Here is a 26,015-nt window from a genome sequence, read left to right on the forward strand (position 1 = left end):
AGTTTTTCTCTGTTTTTATACCAGAGCTACTGTTTCACGGCAGATAGCCAGTTCTTCGTTTGTCGGGATTACTGCAACTTTTACTTTGGAATCCGGAGTAGAAATTACGATTTCTTCTCCTCTGTGTCCGTTTGCATCTTTGTCCAGTGTAACTCCCAGGTAACCCAGATAGCTTACTACTTTTTCACGTACCGGAATTGCATTCTCACCGATACCTGCGGTAAATACGATCGCATCTACACCGTTCATAGCTGCTACATAGCCGCCAACGAATTTTGCGATACCGTATGCCAGAACATCGATTGCATTTGCTGCATCCTGGTTTCCGCCTTCTGCTGCTTCGTTCAGATCACGGAAGTCACTTGACAGACCGCCGGACAGACCGAACAGACCGGATTTTTTATTCAGTACATTCATTATCTGGGAGATATCCAGGTTTTCTTTCTTTGCGATGAATTCCATGATAGCCGGATCGATGTTACCGGAACGGGTTCCCATAACAACACCTTCCAGTGGAGTCAGACCCATGGTGGTATCTACACATTTTCCGTTTACTACGGCACTGATAGAAGATCCGTTACCCAGATGGCAAACGATTACTTTGGAGTCTTCCGGGTTCAGTCCCAGGAATTCTACGGCACGTTTGGATACAAAGCTGTGGCTTGTACCATGGAAACCGTATCTTCTTACTTTGTAGTTCTTGTAGTATTCCAGTGGCAGACCGTACAGATATGCTTTTGCAGGCATGGTCTGATGGAAAGCGGTATCAAATACTGCTACCTGCGGTACACCTGGCATCAGTTCGCCGCATACACGGATACCGATCAGGTTTGCCGGGTTGTGCAAAGGTGCCAGATCGTTACACTCTTCTACAGCCTGGATTACTTCGTCTGTGATAACTACGGAAGAAGCAAATTTTTCTCCGCCGTGTACGACACGGTGTCCGATTGCATTTACTTCTTTCAGGCTTGCGATTGCACCTGTTTTATCATTGGTCAGGGCATCCAGAACCATCTGGATGGCTTCTTTATGTGTCGGCATGGAAGCTTCTGTGATTTCTTTGTCGCATCCTGCTTTCTGGTATACCAGTCTTCCGTCGATTCCGATTCTCTCACAGAGACCTTTTGCCAGAACTTCTTCTGTATCGGAGTTGATCAGCTGATATTTCAGAGATGAACTTCCGCAGTTGATTACTAATACGTTCATGTTTTCTTCCTCCACTTAAACATCCTTTTATGTATCTGTTTTATTCAGCCTGGCACTGTACTGCTGTGATTGCAACAACACCAACGATATCTTCTGCTGAGCATCCACGGGACAGGTCGTTTACAGGTTTTGCGATACCCTGTGTTACAGGTCCGTATGCTTCTGCTTTTGCCAGTCTCTGTACCAGTTTGTATCCGATGTTTCCTGCATCCAGATCAGGGAAGATCAGAGTGTTTGCTTTTCCTGCTACTTCACTTCCCGGAGCCTTGGAAGCACCAACGCTCGGTACGATAGCAGCATCCAGCTGGAATTCTCCGTCCAGTTTCAGATCCGGATTCTGTTCTTTTGCGATTCTTGTAGCTTCTACAACTTTATCTACATCGGCATGTTTTGCACTGCCTTTGGTAGAATGGGACAACATAGCTACTACAGGTTCTTCTTCAACCAGCAGTTTGAAGGATTCTGCAGAGGAAGCTGCGATAGCTGCCAGTTCTTCCGGATTCGGGTTCTGGTTCAGTCCGGAATCTGCAAATACGAAAGTACCGTTTGCGCCATATTCGCAATCCGGAACTACCATCAGGAAGAATGCAGATACCAGTTTTGTTCCCGGTTTTGTTTTCAGGATCTGCAGACACGGTCTCAGTGTATCTGCGGTAGAATGGCATGCACCGGATACCATTCCGTCTGCATCGCCCATCTTAACCATCATAACACCGTAGTACAGATACTGGTTTAACAGGATCTCTTTTGCCTGTTCCGGTGTCATACCTTTTTTGCTTCTCAGTTCTACCAGTTTGTCAATATATCCCTGTGTTTTTTCGGATGTAGCAGGATCTACGATCTTTGCACCGGAAATATCCAGTCCTTCACTGCCTTTTTTGATTGCTTCTTCGCTACCAACCAGAACAACATCTGCGATTCCTTCTTTCAGGATCTGTGCAGTTGCTTCATATGTTCTTCTGTCTTCGGTTTCCGGAAGTACAATTACTTTTTTATCAGCTTTTGCTCTTGCTTTGATTGTGTCAATAAATCCCATGATTTCATGACTCCTTTCCTATTTTGCTCACTACATAAAATTATACTCTTTTTCCTTTACAGTGACAAGGTTAGTTAATTTTTTAACATATATTCTTTATTTCTCCGGAAAGCCTTGTTTTTCTGCATTTTCCCTGTTAGAATGAGAAAATAATTTATGTATTTTTTGAGGTGCAACCATGAAAATTGCCGGAATCATCGCGGAATATAATCCGTTTCACACAGGACATGCCTATCATATACAGAAAACAAGAGAACTTACAGGAGCCGATTATATCGTCGTTGTCATGAGCGGAGATTTTGTACAGCGGGGAGCACCCGCCTTGTATTCCAAGCATCTGCGCACTCGGATGGCACTTCTCGGCGGTGCGGACCTGGTCTTCGAACTGCCGGCAACCCATGCCTGCGAGAGTGCGGAATTCTTTGCGCAGAGTGCCGTCGGACTGCTTGACGGACTCGGCTGTGTGGATGTTCTTTCTTTTGGAAGCGAAAGCGGAGACATCGAACCGTTTTTACAGCTCGGAGCTTTTCTTGCCACCGAGACGCCGGAATATCAGAATCTTTTAAAAAAATATCTGAAGAAAGGTGAATCCTTCCCCAAAGCGCGCAGTCTTGCCCTTCAGGAGCTGCTTTCGGACACCGATACAGATACCGGAACCTTTTTGCAGACGCCGAATAATATTCTCGGTGTGGAATACTGTAAGGCACTCTGCCGACGGAACAGTCCGATCCGGCCGTTTACGGTGAAACGCGAAGGAAACGCCTATCACGAGGAATCATTAAAAGAACAGTTTCCTTCTGCTTCCGCTATCCGTGCCCTGTGGAAATCTGCGGACTGCAAGATGTCAGATTCTACTGTATCTTCCTGTTTTCCGCCCGCCATATCTGCGCTTCTTTCGCAGACTTTCTCCTGCCCGCAGTTTCTGGATGAGGAGGATTTTTCTCCTTATCTTCGCTGGCTTCTGTTTTCGACAGACAAAGCACAGCTGGCTTCTTATCAGGATGTCACACCGGACTTTGTGCAGCGTCTTTTTCACACCAGAGGTTCTTATGAGAGCTGGGGACAATATGCGGCACTTTTAAAGACGCGGGAACTTACCTACAGCCGAATCTGCCGGATGCTGATGCACTGTCTGCTGCAGATTTCCGATGTGCCGCCTCTTTCCTACGCCCGCCTGCTCGGTTTCCGCCGTCAGGCATCACCGGTACTCTCCGCACTCAAAAAGCACAGTTCCATCCCGTTCATTACAAAGGCAGCGGATGCATCTTCCCTGTTGTCCGACGAATCCGCTGCTGTTTTTGCAAAAAATGTGGAGGTTTCCAATCTTTACGAGAGTGTCTGGTGTGAAAAATATCACACCCCGTTTGTGCATGAATATCAGAAACCTCTTATCATTCTTCCCTGATACCGAGCTCTCATTTTCTGCCGATAACTGTTTCCCCTGTTATTGGCAGTTTTTTACTGTTTTTTTCCGTTTTTCTCCTCCGATGCTTTCAGATGATTGACTTCCACATCATCGTGAGAGTACTCATCAAAAAATACCTTCCGGTTCTCAAATATCACACTTCCGTCTTCCAGTGTCAGATCCGCCGTAATCTCCGATCGGATTTTCTGAATTCCGTTTACGGTATCCAGCAATGTATTTTTTACGGTCACATTCGGATCTGAGGACGATGCATCCGTCAGAATATACCGTGCCGTCAACGGAAGTTCTTCCACCTGATACTGTCCTGCCGGAATGCCGTTCACTTCTGCTTTTCCAACCAGATATTCCTGCTCCTTCACGGATTGTTTCGTAAAATGAATCATACACTGATACCAGCGCTGAATGCCATCCAGATCTTTTCCCGAGATCCGAAAAAAGAAAGTCGGCGTACCGTGATCCCATACCACCTCGTCTGCCCTGATTTTTTTCCAGATCGTGAACTTCCGCTCCGGATAATTGTATGCTTCCAGCACAAGATCTGTCGTACCTGCTTCTGTTACCGTAATCTCCTGCTGCCATCTTCCGCTGTAATGCGCCGGTACTTTTGTTTCACGAATCAGAAATTTTCCCTGATTCTTTCCATCTGCCTTCAGCATCTGCACTGTCTCATACTGCCGGCTTTCGCTGTTGAATATCAGTGTCTGCTCCGGGACGGTACTGTATGTCCCGTTTTCCTGTATCCAGGGAAACACCTGAAACTCCGCATCCGGAAGCACTTCTTTTGTTTTGCCGTCGTATTTCTTTACCGCCACATGCATCCCGGAAGCTGCTTTTTCATCGCAGAAAACCTCCGGCTCCTCGATCCATGGAGAATAAAATCCATTCTCATTCATTCGTACCTGGCGTCCTCCGTATTTTTGATATTCTTCCTCATCTTTGCTGTTTTTCAGCTGATACTTCGCGCTATAATGTTCGGGCGGCTCCTCTTCCCGGATCAGAAACCATCCGTCTTCCGTATCGGTATATGCAATATTTTCCAGCTGATAGCTGCCATCCTGCATATCTTCAAATTCTCCGATCTTTTTACTGTACGCATTGTCCTCATATCCCCATAGTGAAAATTTTGCACCTTTCAGACTGCTTCCGTCATTCTGGTCTTTTTTATAAATCGTCAGATCTGCCGTAACCTGTGGGATATTCAGATTTGCCGTTTGTTCCATCTTGGTGGTTCCACCGGAGCCATCCCAGGTCAGCAGACATACGTCCTGAAAATTGGATGCAGCCTTGCATCGGTAGATTCCCGCTCCCCAGTACCGGGGAATACTTGCGGTTACCGTGACCGGTATCTTTTTCCCGGTCAGCTGCCAGCGTTTGTACTGTTTTTCCGGTATACCCACCCGGAAATCACTGTACGTCTCCTTTCCGCTTTTCTCGACATAAGCACCCTGCGGAACCGATATCTCATATCCGGTCAGCTGTTCCCGGAAATCATATCCGTAATAGCTGGTAAATACACCGTGAAACGTTCCACCGGACAGATAATTTCCATTGAGCAGCTGCCAGCTGTCGCTGTAACCGGTCAGTGAAAACTTTGCCTGATCCATATTCAGCCAGCCGTCCCCGGTAAATCCTCCGTAATTATTGCTGTTATTTGCCCCGTTTACGATCTTTTCAATCCTGTCATACGCGAGGTTCTTTTCCGCTGTCGTCGCATTGCTCTGGTTCATTCCGTTTCTTGCCGCTGCAAGGGTATACTCTCCGTTCAGGATATGGATTGCCACCTGCGTGATAAAATAATCCATCTGCCAGTCCCCGGTAGAATACGGACCAAACCGACACGGATACCCGTAATAAAGCGCACCGTAGTACATCGCATAGGCTATTTTCCGGTTATTCCATCCGATAAATTCCATTCCAAGACCACCGATCGGACAGTCCTTCTTAAACTCCACACAATAGACATAGCGCCACTTTCCCCCGCCGTCTACATTTTTATCATCGCCTTCGATGTACTTGATTCCCATTCCCATGTTCGGTGTTGATGTAGTTCCCGATCCTCCGGTTTTTGACAAAAACTTGTCATAACGGACATTGGATACAGGAAGTGTCGCACTGTTGTCAAAAGAATAGGTATCTATATCCGAAGATGTCTGTTGTTTCAGATAAAACTGGATGCCTTCTTCCTCCTGCTGCTCTGCGGCTTCTTCGTTTGTTTCCTTTTCTTCCAGTTCTTCTTCCTGATATACTTCCGCCTGTTCCTGCATCCCGGTTCCGGCTCCGTAAATTTTCATTCCACCTGCCAGAGCCAGAGCGGACAGAAAGATTCCAAATGCCAGCCCCGAAACCGTATGTTTGCTTTTTATCCACCTTCTCAAGTGATCTGTCTCCTTTCTTCTCCTGTCGGGTGCACGATCAGCAGTAAAACAGCTGCTGCCACTGCCAGAAACAGAATCTTCTTTTTTTGCAGCCAGTTCGCCACATACCCCGCATACGGCACATGAAATACCATTTTTCCAAGATACTGCCCGTACGATACGGCTGCGGGATCTTCTGTCTCATTGGCATCTCCCTGCGTCACCCAGATTTCTTTCTCTGCATCCTTTTTTACCACCCGGTGAAGTACCGCAATCCCGTTTTTCAGTTTATATGCAATGACATCTCCGGTTTCTATCTGTTCCGGCGGAATATTCGAGCAGGTATAGGTAATGCTTCCCACCGGAACTGCCGGTTCCATCGATCCACTCACAACAATTCTCGGTGTACAGCCCGCCACCCGTGGAAAAATAAACAGCAGAACCCCTGCAATTCCTGTCAATGTCAGAAGGATCCGCAGTCCATACTCTGCATATCTGATCATTTTTCTCATCTGCTCATCACTTCCTTACCGGCCGCTTTCTGCCAAGCAGCATGAAAAGTAAAACAATTGCCGCACCGACTGCCGTCACCAGATAACCGATCGGTTTCTGCGGGTCTCCGGTGCTGACTGCAGTTGCTATTTTTCCGGTTTCTTCTTCTCCTGTGGTAAACCAGAACTTTATTTTTCCTTTCTGCAGCGCATAAGTATTATCCGCGGCCTTCGCAAGGGAAAACGTAAACCGTAACTGTTTTTCCTCCTGTGGTGCAAGTTTTCCCAGGGATTGCAGTTCTTTTGGTGTACATGCTGCCGCACTTCCCTGATACAGAATCCGGTTTTCTTCTTTTTCAAGCAGTTCCACCTTCAGTTCCATCTTTTCCAGCAATACACTCTGTTCCTGTGTTTCCGCTCTGAAAAATACTTCCCGTTCTTTTTCGGTCGTATTTTTCAGCCGGATACTTCCCGTCTGGCTTTTTCCCGGAACAAAGGTTTCGAGTGTTTTCATGCATCCTTCTTGTTCTACCGCAAATCCCTGCACCTGCTCGGCAAGTAACAGTTCCACTTCCTCTGTGTCTGCCGTCTGTTCCTGTATGTCTCCCCCCGGTGCATACTGAATCGGAAAGGTGTACACCTTCATCCCCCACGGATCTTCCCCCGTAAAATTCGGTGAAAAATATTCTGCCTGTACTGCCTCTGCACGGACACAGGCCTTCCACACATTATCTTCATCCGGTGTTTTCCATTCCCATGGGATTCGGATTCCCTGAAAGAACTCCACCTTTTCTCCCGGTTTTACCGTATGCTTATAATAGAAGTAATCACCATCCCGTACCCAGTCACTGCTGATTCCTTCCAGATTTTCCAGTGACAGTGGTTTTTCTGACTCTTTCTGTGAGGAAAAAGACACCGTTGCCCTCACATAACATTCCGCTCCGTCATTTCGGATTCGTGGAATCTTTGATACAAAACCACCGGGCAGTACATCTTTTCCGTTTTTCCAGGGTACTTCTTTTCCTTCCTCCAGCATATATTCTTTCAAGCAGATATCCACTTTTCCGGTATTTGCCTGATACAGAACATATACTTTCGGGAGTGCATAGATTCCTGTCAGCCCGAGAAGCGCAAGCAAACACAAGATACTGCCGATTTTTCCTGTCTTTTTCATTTTTCCTGCCCTTCTTCCCGTTCCATCAGATGTGCAAATGCCTCTCTGCTGTTTTCATGTCCTGCTGCCTGTACGCTTTCGGTATAGACGGTCAGATCAAAATCCGTGATTTCTTCCTCGCTCTCCCAAGTCAGTCCATACAGAAGCACCTCTGTACGTTCTTTGGGATTTACGATATCGGTATAATAGTAATACCCGTCTTCTGCAAGTTCCCACCGGCTGCTTCCCATCAGAAGTCTGGCTCCTTCTTCTGCCTCTTTACTGCTGAACAGACAGCAGGCTCTCACATACATCGGACCCCGTCCGGTATTGGTAAACGTCACTTCTTTTTTGATCTTTTCCCCCGGTTTCAGTTCCGGATCCGGAAATTCCTCTTCTATCTCCACTTCATTCATACCGACAGAAAGCGTATTATCCTGCCGGCTCTGGTCGGTAAACCAGCCGTATATGGTTCGTCCACCGACCAGCAGCATCATCATCAGCAGCGCAGACAGGAGTCCTGTAACAGTCATGACTCTTTTCATTCCTCCCGTTCCTTTCTATCATGAAAAACTTTCTGCCAGTTCTCTCTGATTGGAAATGATCTTCCAGATTTCTACCGCATTATTGGTTCCTCCGTTCAGATCTGTTGTCTGGATACCAAATGCTTTGATTCCGATCTTATACATGCCGTTTTCGAGTCCCTGACCTTCCATTGCATTGACAAACGTAACTTCGCGGAACAGATTTTTTGTGGTTTCCTGTGGTTTTACCACGGTACAGGTTCCCTGTGCTCCGGCATAGGCATACAGATGTTTGACTGCTGTTTTTTCTCCTGTCTCATCTGTGACATCCACAGATCCCAGTAATTTCCAGGAGCTGTCTGTCTGATAGGTATACAGTTCTCTCACTACTTCCGGATTTCTTGTGCCGTCATTGTTTACCGTAACGATCTTTTTGCACGGAACTTCCACGGTCATATAAACAAACGCATCGTTCGTTCCGGTATTTTTTACCTGCGGATCTTTCTCGATGGTCTGATTCGGTGTCATGTTTTCCGCTTCGTCCGGGATGTCGTTCCCGTTTTCATCCGGTTTTTTGTCCCACTCCGGCTCTTCCAAATCAATCGTGACTTTTCCAACCGTAAAGGTATTGGTTTTTTCGTCCTGATCGGTAAAGTACGCAGATACGGAGCCTACCAGAAGGACAGCTGTGATTGCAGTGATACCCATATATTTTTTCCATGTGTTGTTTTTCATATTTGTGATCTCCTTTGATATGTTTTTTGATGTGTTTTTTCATGTGTTTTTTGATATGTTTCATTGAAATGGAAATGTTGAAAATGTTGTTTATCTTGTTCTTATCTCGATCACCCCTCTTTTCCTGTGTTGAGGCGCAAAAATACTCTGCTCCTGACCTTCTTGTTTCGTTTTTCATAAAATGGAATGGATGGCAGAACTGCCGGAATGAACCAAAAAAGGTTCTGTCAGATAAAGAACTATCTGACAGAACCCAGTATAACAGTCCTGCACCCAATGTGCAAGTCTTTTTTGAAAAATATTCCTCTTAGTTTTTAAAGCTGTGGATCGGCGCCGGAATTCTTCCTCCGCGGTTGATGAAATCATCGCAACGGAACGTATTCACAGGCATTACCGGTGCATAACCGAGTAATCCACCGAACTCTACGGTTTCTCCCACACCTTTTCCGATGACCGGGATCACGCGGACTGCTGTGGTTTTCTGGTTTACCATACCGATTGCCATCTCATCTGCGATCATACCGGAAATCGTAGTTGCCGGTGTATCTCCAGGGATCGCGATCATGTCCAGACCTACCGAGCAGACACAGGTCATGGCTTCCAGTTTTTCCAGAGACAGTGCTCCCAGATTGACGGCATCAATCATTCCCTGATCTTCGCTGACCGGAATAAATGCTCCGCTTAAGCCGCCGACATAGGAGGATGCCATAACACCACCTTTTTTCACCTGGTCATTTAACATGGCAAGTGCAGCTGTGGTTCCCGGTGCGCCTACACGCTCCAGACCGATCTCTTCCAGAATCTGAGCAACAGAATCTCCGATTGCCGGAGTCGGTGCCAGAGACAGGTCTACGATACCAAACGGTACGTTCAGTCTCTTGGATGCTTCCTGTGCAACCAGCTGTCCGACACGGGTGATCTTGAATGCGGTCTTTTTGATGGTTTCACACAGAACTTCGAAGTTCTCGCCTCTTACTTTTGACAGGGCGTAATTTACAACACCAGGTCCGCTGACGCCGACATTGATAATTGCGTCTGCTTCTGTCACACCGTGGAAAGCACCTGCCATAAACGGGTTGTCATCCGGTGCATTACAGAATACAACCAGTTTTGCACAGCCCAGAGAATCGTCTTCTTTTGTAGCCTCTGCGGTGGCAAGAACCATCTCACCCATCAGTTTTACAGCATCCATGTTGATACCGGTCTTTGTGGATCCCAGGTTTACGGAGCTGCAGACACGCTCGGTTTCTGCAAGAGCCTGCGGGATGGAACGGATCAGCAGTTCATCTGCTTTTGTCATCCCTTTGGATACCAGTGCAGAATAACCACCGATAAAGTTTACGCCTACTTCTTTTGCTGCTTTATCCAGTGTTTTTGCCAGTGTGACAAAGTCTTCCGGTGTTTTACATGCTGCACCGCCGATCAGTGCGATCGGGGTAACGGAGATTCGTTTATTTACAATCGGGATTCCGTATTCTTTGGAGATATCTTCACCGGTCTGTACCAGATTTTTTGCCAGTCCTGTGATCTTTTCATAAACCTTCTGATTGACTTTTTCCAGATCACTGTCGATACAGTCTAACAGACTGATACCCAGTGTGATGGTACGCACATCCAGGTTTTCCTGCTCAATCATCTTATTGGTTTCGTTTACTTCGAACATATTAATCATTTTTCTGCCCTCCTGCGCCGGTCTTAGATACGATGCATCTTGTTAAAGATATCCTCATGCTGACAACGGATATTTACACCGATCTCTTCACCCAGTGCGTTCAGTTCTTCTGCGATCTCGCCGGTTGTTTTTTCACATGCGCTTGCATCTGTGATCATCATCATGTTGAAGTAGCCATCCAGGATCGTCTGCGTGATATCAAGAATATTCACCTGATTGTCTGCCAGATAAGTACAAACTTTTGCAATGATTCCTACAGTATCTTTTCCTACTACTGTGATAATTGTTTTTTTCATCTTTCTTCTCCTTTACACTTCTACTACTTCTGATGCTGTATCTCTGTGAGCGACATCAATCCGGAAATCCTTTGCTTTATAAGGATTATCCCCCATCGTCACCTCTGCACAGACGGTCTCATAAGCCAGCGCCTCGTAGTTGTTTTCTCTGCTCAGATGTCCCAGCAGGATCTGTTTCATATTATCATGAAGCAGCTGACAAAGCAACTGTCCTGCCGTCTCATTGGACAAATGACCTTTATCCCCTAAGATTCTCCGCTTCAGGTAGTAGGGATATTTTCCTACCTGCAGCATATTTACATCGTGGTTTGCTTCCAGAAGCAGGGCATCCAGTCCCTTCAGGTTTTCCACGATATAATCATCATAAACACCCATATCGGTAGCGATCCCGACTTCCCGTTTACCCTGCCCGATCCGGTAGGCAACCGGCTCAGCGGCATCGTGAGAAATCCGAAACGGGTGTACGGTGAGATCCCCGATCGGGCAGTCCTGATCCGGTATTACTTCATGGAAAATACCTTCCGGCATTTTCCCGAGGCTTCCGGAATCTTCCATGGCACGGATCGTTCCCGCTGTCGCATAGATCGGTACCCCGCATTTTCTTGCCACCACACCGAGTCCCTTGATATGATCCGAATGTTCATGTGTGACCAGAATCCCATCCAGGTCCCCCGTGGTAAGATCCAGGGAATTCAGCCCGAACTCCACTTTCTTTCCACTGATTCCCGTATCTACCAGAAGATGAGTTGTATCGCTCCCCACATATATACAGTTTCCGCTGCTTCCGCTTGCAATACTACATAGTCTCATCAATCTGCATCCTTTGCATCTTTTGTTGAATCTGTTCTTTTGTTTCTTTGAAATCACCACTGTTGTCAATCTCAAAATCGCAGTGATTGCTGAATTCTTCCTCGCTGAGCTGGTTTCTGAAGATACTGCGGCATTTTTCTTCTGAATATCCTCTGTTTTGTTTCAATCGCTCCATGCGGGTTTCTTCATCCGCATAAATATACCACAATTCGTCACAGATTTCATCATATTTATCTTCAATCAGCAAAGCCGCTTCCACGATGAAGATGTCTGTCTCATTTTCTTCTTCCCGTTTTATTGCTTTTCTGATATATTCTTTTACTGCCGGATGAACGATCGCGTTCATCTTTGCAAGCATCTCTTTGTCCTCAAAGACAATCTTTGCGATCTGTTCCCGGTCCAGTGTCTCATCTTCCTTTAAAATCCCCACTCCGAACAGGTCTACAATGGCACTGTAGCAGGCTTTTCCCGGCCGCATGACCAGATAACCCACTTCATCTGCTTCCACAACCGTCGCATTCCAGTTCCCTGCGATATAGCCAAGGACTTCGCTTTTTCCGGCTCCTACTCCGCCGGTTACTCCTATCACCTTCATCTGGTATCTCCCCTTTCTTTCGTTACCGTTTCCCGTATTCCGGACAGCAATTATTTTGCTTCATACCAGTTTTCTCCTGTGTGCATATCCACCTCCAGCGGAACAGACAGATCTGCCGCCTGGCGCATCTCACGCTCCAGAATCGCAGATACCTCTTCCACTTCTTCTTTCGCCGTCTCGATCAGCAGCTCATCATGTACCTGCAGCACCAGGCGGGAGCGGAGATGTTCGCTTCGAAGTGCCTGATTGACACGGATCATCGCAATCTTTATGATATCCGCAGCCGTTCCCTGAATCGGAGAGTTCATCGCGATTCGTTCCCCGAAAGAGCGCTGCATAAAATTGCTTGATTTTAATTCCGGTACCGGGCGGCGGCGTCCGAACATCGTAAGGCTGTATCCGTCCGCTTTCGCTTTTTCCACTTCTCCGTCCAGATAACTCTTGATCTTCGGATAGGTGGCAAAATATTTTTCGATATAATCGGCTGCTTCTTTTCTTGTGATACTCAGATCCTGGCTCAGTCCGAAAGAACTGATCCCGTAGACGATGCCGAAGTTGACTGCTTTCGCATTTCTTCTCTGTAACGGCGTTACCTCATCAAACGGGATATGAAAAACCTGAGAAGCTGTCATCCTGTGGATATCCTGCGCCTCCCGGTACGCTTTGATCAGCATCTCATCCCCGGAAAGATGCGCCAGCACACGAAGTTCAATCTGTGAATAATCCGCATCCAGGAATACAAAACCGTCTCTCGGAACAAATACTTTTCGGATCAGCCGTCCCAGTTCCATACGCACCGGGATATTCTGCAGGTTCGGTTCTGTACTGCTGATTCTTCCGGTTGCTGTGATCGTCTGGTTGAAGGTGGAATGGATTCTTCCATCCTCCCCGATATAGCCTGCCAGTCCGTCTGCATACGTGGATTTTAATTTTGTAAGCTGTCGGTATTCCAGAATGTCGGCAACAAACGGATAGTCCGGTGCCAGTTTGTCCAGAACATCTGCCGCGGTGGAATATCCGGTCTTTGTCTTCTTTCCACCCGGCATCTGCATCTTTTCAAACAGGATCACACCCAACTGTTTCGGAGAATTGATATTAAAGGTCTCTCCGGCTTCCTCGTAAATCTTCTCCTCCAGCTCCCGGATACGGACTTCCAGTTTTTCCCCGTACAACTTCAGTTCTTCTCCTTTTACAAGGATTCCCTCTTTTTCCATATCGTCCAGGGTAAATACCAGAGGCATCTCGATCTCTTCAAACAGGTTCCACATACCGGCTTCCTGTAAGGCTTTTTTCAGGGCATCCTTTCCGTGAAGTGCCACATACGCCTGATAGGCTCCGTAGGCTGCCGCCTGTTCGTTGTCTGCTTTTTTCGGATCCGGCTTTTTCATTCCTGAAAATACTTCTTCCTGCGACGGAAGCTGCTCTCCCAGATATTCTTTTGCCACATCGTCATAGGTGTAATCACTTTTCAGCGGATTCATCAGATATGCACCGATGCCAAGATCAAAGATTCCTTTCCGTTCCGGAATCTCTATCTTTTTACGGATGGATTTTACATCCCAGGCTCCAATCTCGGAACTGCCCGCAAAAAGCCGCTCCAGATGACCGCATAACACACCTTCGGTCTGGAAGCCTTCCACCGGGAAATACACCACTTCCTGATCTTCCATCGCTACCGCGACACCGCGGATTCCTTCCATCCCGTCCACGACAGCCACGCCGGTCTGTGCGGACTGTTCTGCCTGGTTCCAGATATTTTCCGCCTCTGCAAAATCTTCTACGCTCCGCCAGGAAGGTAGTTCTTTCTGTTCCGTCTCCTGCTGGTCAAATCTGGATAACAGATTCTTGAATTCCAGCCGTTTGAAGTAATCATACGCTTCCGGCGTATACAGATTACCCATCCGGGCAGCCTCCCAGGAAAATTCTACAGGACTTTCTGTATCGATGGTTGCCAGTTTTTTACTGAGCACCGCAAGATCATAGTGATCCCGCAGGGATTCTTTCGCTTTGTTTGGTTTGATCTCCTCGAGATGCTCATGGGCATTCTCGATCGAGCCGTAAGCTGCGATAATTTTCGTCGCTGTCTTTTCACCCACGCCCGGGATTCCCGGAATATTATCCGCGGTATCTCCCATCAGGGCTTTCAGTTCAATGATCTGCGGCGGCGTCACCTGATACGTCTCGAGTACTTCTTTCGCGTGATAATCTTCCACCTCTGTCTTTCCGCCTTTGGTCTTCGGAATCCGGATCAGTACATGATCGGTAGCAAGCTGCAGAAGATCCCGGTCACCCGACAGGATCGTTGCATCCATCCCCTTCTTTTCCGCCAACCCGGCAATGGTTCCCAGCAGATCATCTGCCTCGTATCCTTCCTTCGTGACAATAGCCACACCCATCGCTGTCAGAACCTCTTTGATCAGCGGAACCTGTTCCCGCAGTTCTTCCGGCATAGGTTTTCTCGTTCCTTTGTAAGCATCATACATTTTATGACGGAACGTAGGCGCATGAAGGTCGAATGCAACTGCCAGATATTCCGGTTTTTCTTCCTCTAACACCTTCGTCATAATATTTAAAAATCCGTACACCGCATTGGTATGCAGCCCTTCCCAGTTCGTCAGGTTGGGCAGCCCGTAATACGCACGGTTCAAAATGCTGTGTCCGTCAATCAGTAAGATTTTTTCACTCATGTTTTATTCCTTTCTCAGACTTTTCCCCGATTACCCGGTTCAAAAAAGTCTGGGCAGTTCCTGATGTCCCAGATAGGAAAGCACCAGAACCAGTAGTACTATGAAAAAAAGCACACCAAGAAAAACCGCTGTTTTCCGGAAAATATTTCTCCGTCTCACCTGCCGTTCTCTGGTGTGCAGATCTTCCTGCAGCATCTTCGGAATATTATAGGATTCCAGATTTTCCTCCTCCAGATACCGCATACCCACACTGATAATGTAATAGGTCTCCAGTTCGTCATAACACTCCCGGCAGGATTTTACATGTTCCAGAAATTCTTCCAGCTCCCGCCCGCTCAGGGTATGATCGATATACGCTTCTATTTTTGTCAGTGCTTCTTCACATTTCATAATAATTCCTCTCTCTGTGCCGGTCACTTCCCGGACAATCCCGAACTGGCTTCATCATACCACGAAACCGGGAAAAATTGAAGAGGAAACCTTATTCTTTATATTTTCGTATAATTACCACATAACTGACGATCAGTAAAATCGCCGCTCCGCTCCATGCACTGATCTCCGCATAAAAAATTCCATCCTCACCGATCAGTTTCGGCAGCAACAGCGCCACACCCACTCGCATGCAGAATTCCACAACGCCGCTGGCAAGCGGTATCAGTGTATTGCCCAGTCCCTGAATGGCTGAACGATAGACATACAGAAGATATAAAACCCACAGAAATATTGCCATTATAAACAGATACTTGTATGCAATATCCAATACCTGTTTTACCTGCCCCGCTTCTCCGGATACAAACAGTGACAGGATATTTCTTCCGGTAATCACCATCACACCGGCTATCACAATAGATGTAATCAGTGCCATGTAAACGCCACTGCGGACACCATTTCGGATCCTGCGATATTTTTTGGCACCGAGGTTTTGTCCTACATACGTGGTAATGGCATAGCCATAGGATACCGATGCCATCTCAAGCACACCGTACAACTTATTAGCAGCTGTAAATCCTGCCACAAACAGGAATCCAAATCCATTCACCACGTACTGTACCGTAAGTCCTCCTACAGAAATAATCACATTCTGTATTGCCAGCGGAGCTGCCAGTTTTAAAAGCCGCAGACTCATCGCCGGCTGCTGATGAAAATCTTCTCTTGTCAGACGCACATCCGGAATGTGCCGCAGGACCGACAGACAATACGCTGCTGAAAAGCCCTGTGCGATCACCGTGGCAATCGCTGCTCCCAGTACACCCCAGCCAAACACTGCCACAAACAGAAGATCCAGTCCCACATTGATAAACGCTGCCATAATCATGGCAATCAGAGGAGATCTGCTGTTTCCCAGTGCCCGCAGGATTGCGGCAAAAATGTTATACGCTGCAATGATTGGAATTCCTGCAAATACCATTCGTATATACATCAAACTCAGTCCGATAACATTCTCCGGAGTATGTAAAAACTGCAGTACCTGTTGAACGGTCACTTCGCTCAATACCAGTACAATTATGGAAAGTATCGCTGTCAGTACATAGCTTTTTGCTACTGCTCTTTTCAGATTTTCTTTCTCTCCTGCACCGTAATACTGGGATATCAGAATTGAAAAGCCCTGCGCCATCCCTGTCATGATACCAAATACCAGCCAGACAAGCCAGTCTGCAGCCCCCACTGCTGCCAGAGCTTCCACACCGACCACCTGACCGACGATCATCGTATCTGCCATCGTATAAAATTGCTGGAACACGTTTCCAAGCATCAGTGGAATGGCAAAGGTGATGATCAGTTTCCCAGGAGATCCGCTGGTCATATTTTTTTCATTTACCGCCATAATTATTTCCTTCCCGTCTCCTTTTCTTGCTTTTATTTGATTTATTGTAACTGTTCGGTACCTTCACAGTTACGAGCCAAAACGCCTCGCGAGATACTACCTACTGAATAGTTACGATTTATTTTACCTAAGAGTCTGAGGGATCACAAGTTCTGTTTTTCACAAAGTTTTTCGATATTTTTAGTAATTATTACCGCGATTTTTGTTCCTGCAACTTCTGTCAGCACCACATCCCCGATGTACACTGGAGCCTCTACAACCACTTCTTTTAACTGTCGGATGCAGTCCATCACTGCACTCTTCGGAATATCTGAAGCTGTCTTTACCGGTACCACCGGAAGGCTGCCGCCATGTACCCGCACCGTCGTGGTCACGATCCTTGTCGGATTGGTCACCTCTTTTTTCCCGTATTCTGCTCCTCTTTTACAGGTGTTTCCTTCTACTTTTTCCACCTGTCCGTCCTTCAGTGTAACCTGCAGCTGACATCCCATGGGGCAGCAGATACAGGTCAGTTTTTTCTCTTCCATGGTTTACTCCTCCTCTATGCTGATGGTTATCTCTTCCGGTCTCTCGTCAGATAACAGAGCGTCTTTTTTTATGTATACTGTCTCCATCTCTCCCGGTGCCATAACCGGGCGTTTTTTTCTCAACAGTACCGTATCACCAGATCGTACCACGATACTTGCCCTCTGGTACACCGCCCCCACACGGAACCTCACCGGCAATTTTTCTTCCATATATGCCGGACGGATCTTCGCCGGAACCGTATAGCGCACACCAGTTCCGCATTTGACTAAAACTTCCGCTGTCTCCTCCGTTCTTCCTGTCTTTACAAATGCAGCCGCACAATTTCCCGCCATAGATGCCTCCTGCGATACAAAATCCACCAGGTCATGCACATGCAGGACATTTCCACAGGCAAATACACCCGGGATACTCGTTTCCAGACTCTCATTGACCACCGGACCTCCGGTTACCGGATGGAGGCGGACACCGAGTTTATCGGAAAGTTCATTTTCCGGGATCAGTCCTACCGATAACAACAGCGTATCGCAGGTATATTCTTCTTCCGTTCCCGGAATCGGCTTCCGGTTCTCATCCACCTGTGCCAGTGTCACCGCTTCCACCCGTTCTTTTCCTTTGATATCCACCACGGTATGGCTTAATTTTAACGGAATCCCAAAATCATCCAGACACTGGACAATATTTCGTTTCAGACCGCCGGAATACGGCATCAGTTCTGCCACAACCTTGACTTTCGCCCCTTCAAGTGTCATTCTTCTTGCCATGATCAGCCCGATATCCCCGGAACCCAGGATCACGACTTCTCTGCCCGGAAGATATCCCTCAATATTGACCAGCCGCTGTGCGGTTCCCGCCGAATAGATGCCTGCCGGACGATACCCCGGAATATTCAGCGCCCCTCTCGGACGCTCTCTGCATCCCATGGCAAGGATCACTGCCTTTGCCTGAATGGTAAATAATCCGTCTTTCCGGTTCAGTGCTGTGATTTCTTTCTCCGGACTGATATCCAGAACCATCGTCTCGAGAAGATACGGAATCTTTCTCTTTTCCGTTTCCACCTCGTACCGTTTTGCATATTCCGGTCCGGTCAGTTCTTCCTGAAATGTATGCAGTCCAAATCCGTTATGGATGCACTGATTCAGAATACCTCCCAGCTCTTTGTCACGTTCCAGGATCAGGACATCCTGTACCCCCTGGTCATATGCTGCGCAGGCTGCGGCAAGTCCTGCCGGTCCCCCGCCGATAATTACAATATCATATGTTGCCTTCATCTTACTCCTCCTCGCCTACAGGCTGTCCTTATTGTATCCTTTGATCAGCCGGGAATTTTTTCCTGCTTTTGTGATTGTCTCCATCGGTACATTCCATTCTCTTGCCAGAATCTCCATGGTTTTCGGAGAACAGAAGCCCGCCTGACATCTTCCCATACCTGCCCGGGTTCTCCGTTTGACTCCGTCAAGAGACTTTGCCGGGATCGGGCGGTGAATAGCTTCCACGATTTCCCCTTCTGTCACCGTCTCGCACCGGCAGATCACATTGCCGTAAGCCGGATTTTTCCGGATCAGTTCCTGATACTCTTCTCTGGAAAGTTTTTTCGGATCCACAAGCCCTTTTCTTTTTTCCACAAAATGCTCTTTCTTCTTCGCATACAGGTGTGTGCTCACCAGCTCTGCCACCAGCTCTCCGATCGCCGGTGCACTGGTAAGTCCCGGCGATTCGATTCCCGCACAGTCAAAAAATCCTTTTGCATCCTCCACTTCCTGAATGATAAATTCATGTCCGGCTTCATGCGCTCTCAGTCCTGCAAACGAGGTAATCACCTGGCGAAGCGGCAGCTTCGGAACGCTTCGCACCGCCTTCTGTGCCACTTCATCCAGTCCTCCTTTTGTGGTGTTCGTTCCCTCTTTCTCCTCAATATCCAAAGCGGTCGGTCCCACTAAAAGATTGCCATGTGTGGTCGGTGTCACCAGCACGCCTTTTCCATACGGTCCCGGTGTCTGGAAAATCGTATGGTGCACGGTTGTACCCGCTTTTTTATCCAGCAGATAATATTCTCCCTTTCGCGGTGTGATATGGATCTTTTTTGCACTTACCATATTGTGAAAGACATCCGCATAGACACCCGCCGCATTGACCACACACCGGGTCTCGTATATTTTTTCTTCTGCATGGATCCGGTAGCCGCCTTCTGTCTTTTCAATCTGTTCCACTGCGGTGTCAAAATAAAATTCTGCTCCGTTTTCACAGGCATTCTCCGCAAGTGCAAGGTTCAGTTCAAACGGACACACAATACCGCCGGTCGGTGCATACAGGGCTGCATACACTTCTTCGGAAAGATCCGGCTCCATCCGGCGCACTTCATCGCCGGAAAGAATTTGAAGTCCTTCCACACCGTTTTCCTCGCCCTGTTCTTTCAGTTTTTCCAGACGATTCCTCTCTTCTTTAGCAAAACAAAGTACCAGGGAACCGTTTCGCTCAAACGGAATATCCAGATCTTTCGCCAGCTGTTCCATCATCCGGTTTCCCCGCACATTCATCTTTGCCATCAGACTGCCCGGACTGGCATCAAATCCGGCATGCACGATTCCGCTGTTCGCCTTGGATGTTCCACAGCAGACATCCTCTTCCTTTTCCAGTACCCCGATTTTCAGATCATACCGGGATAATTCCCGGGCAGCAGCACTCCCGCTGACACCGGAGCCTATAATTATTACATCATACATAATCTTTCCCTCCTGTAAATAAACGCGATAGATAAAATGAAAAAAGACAAGCCGAAAAACACCCGTCACCGGATGTCTTTCCTGCCTGTCTCTGTTCTCCGCAAGTTCTTATTGAATTGTTTGTTTTACTTTAACAACTACTTTTGCTGTTATTTTCAGTCTTCGTCTTTCGCCCAGTCGAACGAATAACGAACCGCCTTTTTCCATCCCTTCATCCGTTTTTCCTGTTCTTCCACGGAAATTTCCGGTTCGAAGGTCCGGTCAATGGACCAGTTGGCTTTTACTTCTTCCTGGTCTTTCCAGTATCCTACAGCCATCCCCGCCAGATAAGCGGCTCCCATCGCTGTCGTCTCCACGCAGGATGGCCGGTTGACCTGTGCCTGGATCATGTCCGCCTGCGTCTGCATCAGGAAATCGTTGGCACTTGCTCCGCCATCTACCTTCAGTCCGGTTAGCCGGATGCCCGCATCGGCTTCCATCGCTTTGATGACATCGTGTGCCTGATACGCGATGGACTCCAGTGTTGCCCGGATAATGTGATACTTATTTACACCACGTGTCAGTCCCACGATCGTTCCTCTGGCGTACTGATCCCAGTACGGTGCTCCCAGTCCGGTAAATGCCGGCACTACATAGCAGCCGTGGGTATCTTTTACTTTCTTTGCCATATATTCCGAATCTGCCGCGGAATCAATCACCCGCAGTTCATCACGCAGCCACTGAATCGCCGCTCCTGCCACGAAGATTGATCCCTCCAGCGCATAATACACTTTTCCGTCGATGCCCCACGCGATCGTAGTAACCAGCCCATTTTCCGAAAATACCGGCTCTTCCCCGGTGTTCATCAGCAGGAAACAACCTGTGCCATACGTATTCTTGGCATCTCCCGGTGCAAAACAGGTCTGTCCGAACAGTGCGGACTGCTGATCTCCCGCTGCCCCGCCGATCGGGATCTTTCCTCCGAAAAATGCAGGATCCGCATAACCGTATACACAGCTTGACGGCATCGGTTTCGGAAGCATGCATCTTGGAATGTTCAGTTCTTTTAAGATATCGTCATCCCAGTCCAGCGTATTGATGTTAAATAACATGGTTCGGGATGCGTTGGAATAATCCGTCACATGAACCGCACCCTTCGTCAGCTTCCAGATCAGCCACGTTTCTACCGTTCCGAATAACAGATCTCCTTTTTCTGCTCTCTCCCGTGCTCCCGGTACATTGTCAAGGATCCATTTTACCTTTGTACCGGCAAAATACGCATCGATGATCAGTCCGGTTTTTTTACGGAACACTTCCGTCAGTCCTTTTTCTTTCAGAGAATCACAGTATTCTGAAGTTCTGCGGCACTGCCAGACGATTGCCCGGTACACCGGTTCCCCGGTATGACGATCCCAGACGATAGCAGTTTCTCTCTGATTGGTGATTCCGATGGCTGCGATATCTTCCGCAGATGCCCCGATCTTTGACATCGCTTCCACCGCTACTCCAAGCTGGGTGGACCAAATCTCATTGGCATCATGTTCTACCCAGCCCGGCTTCGGAAAATACTGGGTAAATTCTTTCTGTGCCACACTGCACATTTCTCCCTTTTCGTTAAACAGGATACAGCGGTTGCTGGTAGTTCCTGCATCCAGTGCCATTACATATTTTGCCATTCTTTCCTCCCAAAATCATTTCAAAAGAAAAAGAGCAAACGAACCAAAGCGGCGCGCGCCGCCAGGTAAGCTCGCTCTTTTCTCCTGCTTCGTTTATTTATGGTCTGCATACCATAGTTTTGTATATATAGTACCATAAACCATCTTTTGAAGCAATATTTTCCGTCATTTTTATCTATGATTCTTATCTATTATGTTACTGTTCACTCCGTTCTCAGTAACACGCTTCGCGATGCACAGAATTTATGCTAACCGCATAAATTCGCGCTGTATGTCTCGGGATTTTGGCATATTCATGCCAAAACACCTCGCGGGATAGTAGCGTGTGAACAGTAACTCTATTATTTCATCTGATCTTTCAATCAAACTGATAATGCCGAATGATCACCTGCAGGCTTTCCCGTCCCTGATACACGTTGATATCCGGGTAGTATACGATGGCAATTTTCTGTTTTCCTCTCGCCTCCTCGGCAAATGCATCGCCATCCCCAAAGTACACGCCGTCCATCGGATAACCGTTTTCATCGGTCAGACGCATCTTTACGACATTCCGATTTTTTCCAAAGACACGCAGCTGACTGATCCACAGATTTTTCTGTGCAAACAGCGGCTTTTCATTTCCTTTTCCGAACGGTTCAAGCAGGGACAGTTCCCGCACCAGATCCTTGCGGATATAATGAATCGGCATCGGAACATCGATTGACACTTTTTCTACAAGATCATCCTGTGACAGCCCGGAGCTCTCATTTAATTTTCTGCGGAATGTTTCCACATTTTCTTCCTCCAGTGACAGTCCTGCCGCCATCGGATGTCCGCCGAATTTTGTCAGATATTCCTTACACTCGCAGAGTTTCTCGTACATCGAATAGGCTTCAATTGACCGTCCCGATCCTTTGACACCCTCTTCCCCTCTGGTGAGCACAAAGGACGGTTTGTGGTATCGCTCACGCAGACGGCCGGCGATAATGCCCGCCAGACTCTCATGACATTCCGGCAGGAAGACTACCAGAACCGTATCTTCCATCATGGAAGTGGATTCTACCTGTTCGATGGCTTTTTCTACTCCCTGTGCGGTCATCTCCTTGCGGCTCTCGTTCAGATTCTTCAGATCACCTGCCAGCACGGCTGCTTCCTCTCTGGTCTCTGCCAGCAGCAGCTTAAGGGCACGCTTTGCCGTATCCAGCCTTCCCGAGGCATTCAGACACGGACCGAGGACGAATCCGATATGATAGGGACTGATATTCTCCGGTTCGAGACCATTTACCCGGATCAGTTCCTGTAATCCCAGGTTCGTCGTGTGATGGAGTCCCTGCAAACCTTCCTTTACCAGAATCCTGTTCTCATCCTTCAGATCCATCACATCTCCGATCGTTGCGATTCCCGCAAAAGGAAGCATCCGGTCTACCAGATCCACTTCCGGTACCATTTTCTCATACAGTGCTTCCATCACTTTCATTGCCACTACCGCACCGCAGAGTCCGGAAAACGGATACCCACAGTCTTTCTGTTTCGGATTGACAACGGCATCCGCCGGCGGCAGAATCTCTGTCCTACCGTTTTCGGTTTCTTCAAACGGCACCTCGTGATGATCTGTCACGATCACCGTCATTCCTAGATCTTTCGCTTTCTGAATCTGTGTTGCCGCTGCGATTCCATTGTCGCAGGTAATAATCGTATCTCTTTTGTCCTCCCATGCCTGTTCGATCAGATGTTCATTGATTCCATATCCGTCCATGATGCGGTTTGGAATCACCATGTCCGCATCCGCTCCGAGTCCCCGCAGGCTCACCAGTAAGATATAGGTGGACATCACTCCGTCAATATCATAATCTCCGATGATCCGGATCTTATTTTTATTCGTTATCTTTTCCTGCAGGATAGCCACTGCTTTTTCCATGTCTTTTAGCAGCCATGGACTGTAGAAATCTTTCCGGCTTCCATGCAGATATTTCTCAATCGCTTCCTCCCCGATCACATCGCGGTTGCGGATAATCCTCGCCGTAACCTGATCAATGCCGAAGTGCTCTCCGATTTCCTTAAAATCAGCACGTTTCGCTGCTACCATCCATTTTTCCATATTTGTCTGCTCCTGTTTCCTCTGTGATTGAAAAAAGCTGCTGCATCGCTGCAACAGCTTTTTTGCTTACTGATTTTTATTTTGCACGTTTTCCAACTTTTGTCTTCAGAACATACCACAGAGCACCTGTGATGCATACGGAAGAATAAGCACCGCATACGATACCTACCATGATCGGAAGTGCGAACTCACGGATAGAAGATACACCCATAACAAATACTACAAAGATTGTAATAAAGGTTGTGAAAGATGTATAAATACTTCTGGTCAGTGTCTGGGTAATACTTAAGTTCACCAGTTCTTTCAGATCCGCTTTCTTGCCCGCAGTCTTCAGATTCTCACGGATACGGTCGAAAATAACGATGGTCGCATTGATAGAATAACCAACGATCGTCAGCATGCAGGCGATAAAGGTATTACCTACAGAGATTCTTGACAGTGCATAAAATGCCAGAACTACCAGAACATCATGTAACAATGCCAGAACCGCACTGGATGCAAAACGTACATCTTTGAAACGGAACCAGATGTACAGCAGCATACAGATTGTAGCGATCAGGACTGCCACGATAGCATCTCTTCTCATCTCGGAACTTACCGTCGAGGAAATACTCTCCGCAGTGATCTTGCTTTCATCCACACCAAAGCTGTCTACCAGTTTCTGATTCAGTTCCTGACGTTCATCCAGAGTCAGAGATCTTGTCTTGATGATAACCGCATTGCTGTCAGCAACTTTGGAAATCTGAATATTCGCATCACCGGTTACTTCCTGTACTACCGGTTTTACCTGGCTGTCAAGATCGTCGATGGACAGGTCTTCATTGAAAGTTACATTCGTAGAAGTACCGCCCATGAACTCCAGGCTGTAGTTCAGTGCTTTTCCGTCTTTTGCATGGAACACGCCCATACCGATCGGTGCAAGCAGAATCAGGATAATGGAAATCGTAAAGAATACTTTTCTCTTTCCAAGGAAGTCGATCGTTTTTCTTTCTTTCTGTCTTCCGTAGAATTTTTCATCGCGGAGTCCCACGGCATAGAATGCATTTACCAGCAGTCTGGAGATTACCAGCGCGGTAAACATGGAAAGAACGATACCAAGAGCCAGTGTCATGGCAAATCCTTTGACACTTCCGCTTCCCATTGCACCCAGAACGGCTGCTGCGATCAGGGTTGTGATGTTACCGTCCACGATGGCGGACATCGCTTTCTGGAAACCGATCTTGATGGCACTTCTTACGCTCTTACCTGCTGCAATTTCCTCACGGATACGTGCATAGATGATAACGTTCGCATCTACCGCCATACCGATGGAAAGAATGATACCTGCGATACCCGGAAGGGTCAGTGTCAGGTCAAAGGCATTTAACATAACCAGTTCCAGACCGGTATAGATTGCCAGTGACAGGGCAGCTACCACACCCGGCAGTGCATAAACAACGATCATAAAGATTCCAACCAGTACCAGACCGATGGCACCGGCGATCAGGCTTGTCTTAATTGCCTGCTGTCCCAGCTGTGCACCTACCACGTTGGAACGAAGTTCTTCCAGTTCCAGTTTCAGGGAACCGATACGGATAATCGATGCCAGTTCTTTTGCTTCTTCGATGGACTGCTGTCCGCTGATCTGTGCTTTACCGTCAGAGATGACTGCCTGTACAACCGGTGAGCTGATGGTTTCTCCATCATACACGATAGAGATTCTCTTCTGCAGGTTTGCTGCAGTTGCATCTGCAAACTTTGTGGTACCGTCTTTGGTCAGTGTCAGTTCCACAATATACTGTTTGGTTCCGGTCTGTGAATCCTCTGTGACACCGCCTTCTGCACCGGCGATATCGCTTCCGTCGAGAACCACGTTGCCGCTTTCATCCTGGAACTCCAGAGATCCCGGTTTACCAAGATCTTCCAGAATCTTGTTTGCATCGGTAACACCAGGAATTTCTACGGTGATACGGTCATCACCTTCCTGATATACCTGTGCTTCTTCACTGTAGTCTTCCACACGTTTCTGAAGTTTATAGACGGTATCATCCATATCTTCCTGAGACGGATTGTCTCCTTTTGCCTGGTAGGTGATACTTACACCACCGGCAAGATCCAGACCGGTCTTGATGTTTCTTGCAGATCCGGTCCCTGTCGGGCCAAATCCCACAGCAGTTGTGAATGCCAAAAGACCAATCAGAACTACTGTAAGAACCAGCACAAGAACTCCCTGTTTCTTCTTCATT

At 47.5% G+C, this 26,015-nt stretch carries 21 protein-coding genes; 1 reads left to right on the forward strand and 20 read right to left on the reverse strand.

Annotated features, from left to right (window positions below; all coding sequences use genetic code 11):
- Positions 1-15 precede the first annotated feature (15 nt).
- Together ETP43_RS10605 and pta are read right to left on the reverse strand one after the other, a co-directional pair.
- Complete coding sequence (locus tag ETP43_RS10605; RefSeq protein WP_022399838.1) at positions 16-1,206, reverse strand: acetate/propionate family kinase; 1,191 nt, start codon at positions 1,204-1,206, stop codon at positions 16-18.
- Positions 1,207-1,246: 40 nt separating this feature from the next.
- Entirely contained in the window at positions 1,247-2,242 is a 996-nt protein-coding gene (pta, locus tag ETP43_RS10610) for a phosphate acetyltransferase (RefSeq protein ID WP_022172630.1), read from the reverse strand.
- Positions 2,243-2,420: 178 nt separating this feature from the next.
- Between pta and ETP43_RS10615 the strand changes: the two genes are divergently transcribed.
- Positions 2,421-3,647, forward strand: coding sequence for a tRNA(Met) cytidine acetate ligase (locus tag ETP43_RS10615; RefSeq protein ID WP_129258019.1), 1,227 nt, complete (start codon positions 2,421-2,423; stop codon positions 3,645-3,647).
- A gap of 53 nt (positions 3,648-3,700) precedes the next feature.
- Here ETP43_RS10615 and ETP43_RS10620 read toward each other — a convergent pair whose 3' ends face one another.
- From ETP43_RS10620 to secD, 18 genes are all read right to left on the reverse strand, one after another.
- Positions 3,701-6,043, reverse strand: coding sequence for an MSCRAMM family protein (locus ETP43_RS10620; RefSeq protein WP_129258020.1), 2,343 nt, complete (start codon positions 6,041-6,043; stop codon positions 3,701-3,703).
- Positions 6,040-6,534 carry a signal peptidase I gene (locus tag ETP43_RS10625; RefSeq protein ID WP_129258021.1) on the reverse strand — a complete coding sequence of 165 codons (495 nt, stop codon included), beginning with the start codon at positions 6,532-6,534 and terminating at the stop codon, positions 6,040-6,042. Before ETP43_RS10625 ends, ETP43_RS10620 begins: the two co-directional genes overlap by 4 nt.
- A 7-nt stretch (positions 6,535-6,541) precedes the next feature.
- Positions 6,542-7,687, reverse strand: a complete 1,146-nt coding sequence (locus ETP43_RS10630) for a hypothetical protein (protein WP_129258022.1) — start codon at positions 7,685-7,687, stop codon at positions 6,542-6,544.
- The gene (locus ETP43_RS10635) at positions 7,684-8,211 is read right to left on the reverse strand and encodes a TasA family protein (protein WP_022399833.1); all 528 of its coding nucleotides are present in this window, start codon (positions 8,209-8,211) and stop codon (positions 7,684-7,686) included. The genes ETP43_RS10630 and ETP43_RS10635 overlap by 4 nt, the downstream gene beginning before the upstream one ends.
- 18 nt (positions 8,212-8,229) lie before the next feature.
- A complete protein-coding gene (locus ETP43_RS10640; RefSeq protein WP_129258023.1) occupies positions 8,230-8,925 on the reverse strand; it encodes a TasA family protein in 696 nt (231 codons plus the stop codon).
- A 307-nt stretch (positions 8,926-9,232) separates the two neighbouring features.
- Positions 9,233-10,597, reverse strand: coding sequence for a PFL family protein (locus ETP43_RS10645; protein WP_022399831.1), 1,365 nt, complete (start codon positions 10,595-10,597; stop codon positions 9,233-9,235).
- A gap of 23 nt (positions 10,598-10,620) precedes the next feature.
- Positions 10,621-10,893 (reverse strand): ACT domain-containing protein, encoded by a 273-nt coding sequence (locus ETP43_RS10650; protein WP_022399830.1) that lies wholly within the window; start codon positions 10,891-10,893, stop codon positions 10,621-10,623.
- 12 nt (positions 10,894-10,905) lie between these two features.
- Positions 10,906-11,703 carry an MBL fold metallo-hydrolase gene (locus ETP43_RS10655; protein WP_129258024.1) on the reverse strand — a complete coding sequence of 266 codons (798 nt, stop codon included), beginning with the start codon at positions 11,701-11,703 and terminating at the stop codon, positions 10,906-10,908.
- Complete coding sequence (gene coaE / locus ETP43_RS10660) at positions 11,690-12,298, reverse strand: dephospho-CoA kinase (protein ID WP_129258025.1); 609 nt, start codon at positions 12,296-12,298, stop codon at positions 11,690-11,692. The genes ETP43_RS10655 and coaE overlap by 14 nt, the downstream gene beginning before the upstream one ends.
- Before the next feature lie 50 nt (positions 12,299-12,348).
- The gene (gene polA, locus ETP43_RS10665; protein WP_129258026.1) at positions 12,349-14,985 is read right to left on the reverse strand and encodes a DNA polymerase I; all 2,637 of its coding nucleotides are present in this window, start codon (positions 14,983-14,985) and stop codon (positions 12,349-12,351) included.
- A 39-nt stretch (positions 14,986-15,024) separates the two neighbouring features.
- On the reverse strand, positions 15,025-15,375 hold the full coding sequence (locus ETP43_RS10670) for an anti-sigma factor family protein (protein ID WP_129258027.1): 351 nt from the start codon (positions 15,373-15,375) through the stop codon (positions 15,025-15,027).
- A 91-nt stretch (positions 15,376-15,466) separates the two neighbouring features.
- A complete protein-coding gene (locus ETP43_RS10675; protein WP_129258028.1) occupies positions 15,467-16,810 on the reverse strand; it encodes an MATE family efflux transporter in 1,344 nt (447 codons plus the stop codon).
- A 143-nt stretch (positions 16,811-16,953) separates the two neighbouring features.
- A complete protein-coding gene (locus tag ETP43_RS10680; protein WP_129258029.1) occupies positions 16,954-17,337 on the reverse strand; it encodes a DUF1667 domain-containing protein in 384 nt (127 codons plus the stop codon).
- Between the two features lie 3 nt (positions 17,338-17,340).
- Entirely contained in the window at positions 17,341-18,606 is a 1,266-nt protein-coding gene (locus tag ETP43_RS10685; RefSeq protein ID WP_129258030.1) for an NAD(P)/FAD-dependent oxidoreductase, read from the reverse strand.
- Positions 18,607-18,621: 15 nt separating this feature from the next.
- Complete coding sequence (locus ETP43_RS10690; protein ID WP_129258031.1) at positions 18,622-20,058, reverse strand: NAD(P)/FAD-dependent oxidoreductase; 1,437 nt, start codon at positions 20,056-20,058, stop codon at positions 18,622-18,624.
- Between the two features lie 155 nt (positions 20,059-20,213).
- On the reverse strand, positions 20,214-21,713 hold the full coding sequence (gene glpK, locus ETP43_RS10695; RefSeq protein WP_129258032.1) for a glycerol kinase GlpK: 1,500 nt from the start codon (positions 21,711-21,713) through the stop codon (positions 20,214-20,216).
- 358 nt (positions 21,714-22,071) lie between these two features.
- Positions 22,072-23,790 carry a single-stranded-DNA-specific exonuclease RecJ gene (recJ, locus tag ETP43_RS10700; protein WP_129258033.1) on the reverse strand — a complete coding sequence of 573 codons (1,719 nt, stop codon included), beginning with the start codon at positions 23,788-23,790 and terminating at the stop codon, positions 22,072-22,074.
- Between the two features lie 76 nt (positions 23,791-23,866).
- Positions 23,867-26,014, reverse strand: coding sequence for a protein translocase subunit SecD (gene secD, locus ETP43_RS10705; protein ID WP_129258034.1), 2,148 nt, complete (start codon positions 26,012-26,014; stop codon positions 23,867-23,869).
- Between the last annotated feature and the right edge of the window lies 1 nt (position 26,015).

This window comes from Blautia faecicola (assembly GCF_004123145.1).
Lineage (GTDB): Bacteria > Bacillota > Clostridia > Lachnospirales > Lachnospiraceae > Oliverpabstia > Oliverpabstia faecicola.

What these genes read in the sequence shown, in the direction of transcription:
- ETP43_RS10670 (WP_129258027.1), bottom strand. Translation starts at nt 15,375, where the DNA reads ATGAAATGTGAAGAAGCACTGACAAAAATAGAAGCGTATATCGATCAT.
- ETP43_RS10605 (WP_022399838.1), bottom strand. Translation starts at nt 1,206, where the DNA reads ATGAACGTATTAGTAATCAACTGCGGAAGTTCATCTCTGAAATATCAG.
- ETP43_RS10675 (WP_129258028.1), bottom strand. Translation starts at nt 16,810, where the DNA reads ATGGCGGTAAATGAAAAAAATATGACCAGCGGATCTCCTGGGAAACTG.
- ETP43_RS10630 (WP_129258022.1), bottom strand. Translation starts at nt 7,687, where the DNA reads ATGAAAAAGACAGGAAAAATCGGCAGTATCTTGTGTTTGCTTGCGCTT.
- ETP43_RS10640 (WP_129258023.1), bottom strand. Translation starts at nt 8,925, where the DNA reads ATGAAAAACAACACATGGAAAAAATATATGGGTATCACTGCAATCACA.
- ETP43_RS10680 (WP_129258029.1), bottom strand. Translation starts at nt 17,337, where the DNA reads ATGGAAGAGAAAAAACTGACCTGTATCTGCTGCCCCATGGGATGTCAG.
- pta (WP_022172630.1), bottom strand. Translation starts at nt 2,242, where the DNA reads ATGGGATTTATTGACACAATCAAAGCAAGAGCAAAAGCTGATAAAAAA.
- ETP43_RS10635 (WP_022399833.1), bottom strand. Translation starts at nt 8,211, where the DNA reads ATGAAAAGAGTCATGACTGTTACAGGACTCCTGTCTGCGCTGCTGATG.
- ETP43_RS10650 (WP_022399830.1), bottom strand. Translation starts at nt 10,893, where the DNA reads ATGAAAAAAACAATTATCACAGTAGTAGGAAAAGATACTGTAGGAATC.
- secD (WP_129258034.1), bottom strand. Translation starts at nt 26,014, where the DNA reads ATGAAGAAGAAACAGGGAGTTCTTGTGCTGGTTCTTACAGTAGTTCTG.
- ETP43_RS10615 (WP_129258019.1), top strand. Translation starts at nt 2,421, where the DNA reads ATGAAAATTGCCGGAATCATCGCGGAATATAATCCGTTTCACACAGGA.
- ETP43_RS10645 (WP_022399831.1), bottom strand. Translation starts at nt 10,597, where the DNA reads ATGATTAATATGTTCGAAGTAAACGAAACCAATAAGATGATTGAGCAG.
- coaE (WP_129258025.1), bottom strand. Translation starts at nt 12,298, where the DNA reads ATGAAGGTGATAGGAGTAACCGGCGGAGTAGGAGCCGGAAAAAGCGAA.
- glpK (WP_129258032.1), bottom strand. Translation starts at nt 21,713, where the DNA reads ATGGCAAAATATGTAATGGCACTGGATGCAGGAACTACCAGCAACCGC.
- ETP43_RS10685 (WP_129258030.1), bottom strand. Translation starts at nt 18,606, where the DNA reads ATGAAGGCAACATATGATATTGTAATTATCGGCGGGGGACCGGCAGGA.
- polA (WP_129258026.1), bottom strand. Translation starts at nt 14,985, where the DNA reads ATGAGTGAAAAAATCTTACTGATTGACGGACACAGCATTTTGAACCGT.
- ETP43_RS10690 (WP_129258031.1), bottom strand. Translation starts at nt 20,058, where the DNA reads ATGTATGATGTAATAATTATAGGCTCCGGTGTCAGCGGGAGTGCTGCT.
- recJ (WP_129258033.1), bottom strand. Translation starts at nt 23,790, where the DNA reads ATGGAAAAATGGATGGTAGCAGCGAAACGTGCTGATTTTAAGGAAATC.
- ETP43_RS10625 (WP_129258021.1), bottom strand. Translation starts at nt 6,534, where the DNA reads ATGAGAAAAATGATCAGATATGCAGAGTATGGACTGCGGATCCTTCTG.
- ETP43_RS10655 (WP_129258024.1), bottom strand. Translation starts at nt 11,703, where the DNA reads ATGAGACTATGTAGTATTGCAAGCGGAAGCAGCGGAAACTGTATATAT.